Source organism: Methylomagnum sp., from assembly GCF_054333355.1.
Window position 1 is genome coordinate 1 of the sequence record NZ_JBTEKS010000456.1, and the last position, 3,266, is coordinate 3,266.

At 66.9% G+C, this 3,266-nt stretch carries 2 protein-coding genes; both read left to right on the forward strand.

The window, feature by feature from the left end:
• Positions 1-180, forward strand: a 180-nt coding sequence (locus ACXWUF_RS20980) for a hypothetical protein (protein WP_458496501.1), incomplete at its 5' end; no start/stop codon positions are given.
• Positions 181-575: 395 nt separating this feature from the next.
• The coding region (locus tag ACXWUF_RS20985) for a beta-ketoacyl synthase N-terminal-like domain-containing protein (RefSeq protein WP_458496502.1) at positions 576-3,266 on the forward strand (2,691 nt) is incomplete at its 3' end.

Genomic DNA, 3,266 nt, shown 5'->3' on the forward strand with positions numbered 1-3,266 from the left:
TGGGAGAAGGAGCGTGATGCCTCCGCCGAGAAGAAGCGCAACGGCGCCCTGCGCGACGCCCTGAAGAACGGCAGCAAGTCCATGCGCAAGACCTTGAAAATCGCCGCCAGCGCGCCCTCCGATCTGCTGGACGCCGTCGCCGATCTGAGGCCCGCCAAGCGCTTGTTCAAGCTGATCTGATCCCAACCGAATCCCGCCCCATCCCTTGGGCGCGGTTCCAATGCAAACCGGATGGCAGGGACGCCACCGGTGCCTCGCCGAGTCGCAATCCAGCCCGTCTGTCTCTTTCCCGTAATGCCGCCGTTCGTCTTCAGGCTTTGCCTTGGACACCTGGGCCGCCTCGGCCACCACCCTTGTATAACCTGCGCGAGCAGCGCTTTGCCCGCTCCGGCCTGGCCGCCATCGGGCGTGGTGAATAATTGCTTAAACCAGCGGCGATAGTTGCCTAGGCGACAGCGTTAAGGGGAACTACAGTGATATGACTGTTTGTTTACCGGGGAGTCGCTCCAGATCGACTAAGCGGGCCGATGGCCCCACGAGCGGCTTCCCGGTCCACCCTATTTGTTGTTGCCGGTATGCACGCTTCCCGAAATCCAGCCCAGCTTTCAGGGGCCGCCCCGCCCACCGACGAGGCCATCGCTATTGTCGGCGTGGCCTGCCGGTTCCCCGGTGCCCGCGATTACCGCGAATTCTGGCGCAATCTGGAAGCGGGCCTGGATGCCGTGGCGGACGTGCCGGAAGACCGCTGGGATAGCGCCCGGCATTATTCCCCCGACCGTGACGCCCCCGGCAAGACCCACAGCCGCTGGGGCGGCTATCTGGACCAAATCGACAGGTTCGATCACCGGCTTTTCCAGATCAGCCCCCGCGAAGCCCGCGGCATGGACCCGCAGCAGCGCTTGTTGTTGGAGCAGGCGTGGCGCTGCGTGGAGGATGCGGGGCTGGGCTTCGAGCGTCTACGAGCCGGGCGTACCGGGGTGTTTGTCGGCACCATGACCCAGGATCACGGCTACGACCTGCGGGACTCTGGCCTCTCCATCGACGGCCACGCCGGCACCGGAAGCTACGCCGCCATCCTCGCCAACCGTTTGTCCCACCAATTCGGCTTCACCGGACCCAGCCACACCGTGGACGCCGCCTGCGCCTCGTCCCTGGCCGCTCTGCATCAGGCGCGGCGCGCCCTGCTGGCGGGCGATTGCGACTATGCCTTGGTGGGCGCGGTCAACCTCAACACCCACCCTTGGAAATACATCGCCTTCTCCAAGGCCCGTATGTTGAGTCCGACGGGCCGCTGCCGGACCTTCGACCGCGACGCCGATGGCTATGTCCCCGGCGAGGGCGTGGCGGTGCTGTTGCTGCGGCCCTTGTCGCTGGCGTTGGCTGACGGCTGCCATATTCACGGCCTGATCCGTAGCACAGCGCTGGGCCATGGCGGACGGGCCGACTCGCTGACCGCGCCGCGAGTCGCCGCGCAACGGGACGTGTTGCTGGCGGCTTATCGGGCGGCGGGACTCACTCCCGAAACGCTGAGCTACGTGGAAGCCCACGGCACCCGCACCTCGCTTGGCGATCCGATAGAAGTGGAGGCGCTGACCGAGGCTTTCCGCCAGTTCACCGACCAGCGCGGGTTCTGCCGGATTGGTTCGGTCAAATCCAACCTCGGCCATTTGGAAGCCGCCGCCGGGCTGGCGGGACTCGTCAAAGTGCTGGGGATGCTGCGGCAGCGGCGGATTTTCCCGACGCTCCATGTTCGCCACCCCAATCCGCTTATCGACTTCGCTGCCTCGCCCTTCGTGCTGGCCCGTCACGCCGAAGCTTGGCTATGTGAACAAGACCAGCCGCGCCGGGCGGGCGTCAGTGCTTTCGGATTCGGCGGGGCCAACGCCCATGCGGTGATCGAGGAATACTGTGGACCCGAACGGCAAACGCGGGAGGAACCGGCGCAGGCTCAGTTGTTCGTGCTGTCGGCCCGCTCCCCCGCCAGTCTGCGGGGCCAGTTGGAAAGCTGGGCGGCGTTCGTGGCAGGGGAGGAATTCGCCGCGCTGCCCCTGGATGACGTGTGTCGCACCCTGCAAACCGGGCGGGCCGCGCTGCCGTATCGGTTCGGGGCGCGGGTGGCCTCGCGGGCCGAATTGGCCGACGCTGTGCGGCAAGCGCTGGATGGCATGAGGGGTGACACCACATCGGATGACGTATCCAAGGAATCAAGCGCTTGGGTGTTGCGCTTGGGTCAACCCGGCCCGGAGCTGGCACCCGACCCCGCATCGTGTTGGGCGAATGTTCAAGCTTACGAACAATTCCGCGCCCATCTTCCCGACCCGAATCCCGCCGCTTGGCCCGAGCCGCTCCGCGCCTTCGCCGCGCTGTATGGCTGGGCGCAACGCTTGCTGACCGTTCTTCCGCCGCCCGCGCTGATAACCGGGGAGGGCATCGGGCAATGGGTCGCCCTCGCCCTGACTGGCCTCTTGCCGGTGGAAACCTGCGTGGCGGCGCTGTCGGGCGAGCCGGTTGAAGCGATTCCGCGCCGCCCTGCGCTGGCCTATAGCGATCCGGCCCTGGCTCATCCAATCCTGCCCAAGACCTGCGACGCGGTCTCCCTGCACGCGGCCGCCCAAGCCTTCAGGGTGGATGACGAGGTTTTCTCCGCTTTGCTGGAACAAGCCGAAGGTTTGGCCGAGGGGCAATGGACCTTCCGCCGCTTCTTGGAAGAGTGGAACGCCGCCCTGAGCGCCACGGGCCGCGATGCCTACGATTGGTTGAAAACAGCACGGGCCGGACTGGCCCCGGTGGAGCGCGAGCGCCTCGCCATCGTCCTGCTGGTGACGCTGCGCAAGCTGCGCCGCAAATGGCAGCTATCCGAGCGCTTGCCCAAGCTCTGCCCGGTGCTGAGTGGCTGGGCCGATCTCGTGATTCTGGGCTTGCTCACGCCCGAGGAAGCCCTGCGCTTGCCGGAACGCGACCCGACCGCGTTGGCCCGGCTGGCCGAAACTTTATGCGGGCGCTTGGCCGCTTCCCCGCTGCTTGCTCTGCCGGACTTCCCGCTGTGGTTGGCGTCGGGCGCTGTCCCGGAAATCGCCGACCCGGCGAGTTGGGCGCGAGGCATCGGTCAGAACCACGCGGCGCAAACCTTGCTGCCCGATTTCCCGGCGCTGGACGCGGGCGAATTCGCCGGGCCGCCGAATCCCGCCCATATCAGCCTGACCGGCCCGACAGCGCGGGCGTTCGACGCCGCCATGCTGGCGCTGTGGCGGGTGGGCGTTCAAGTG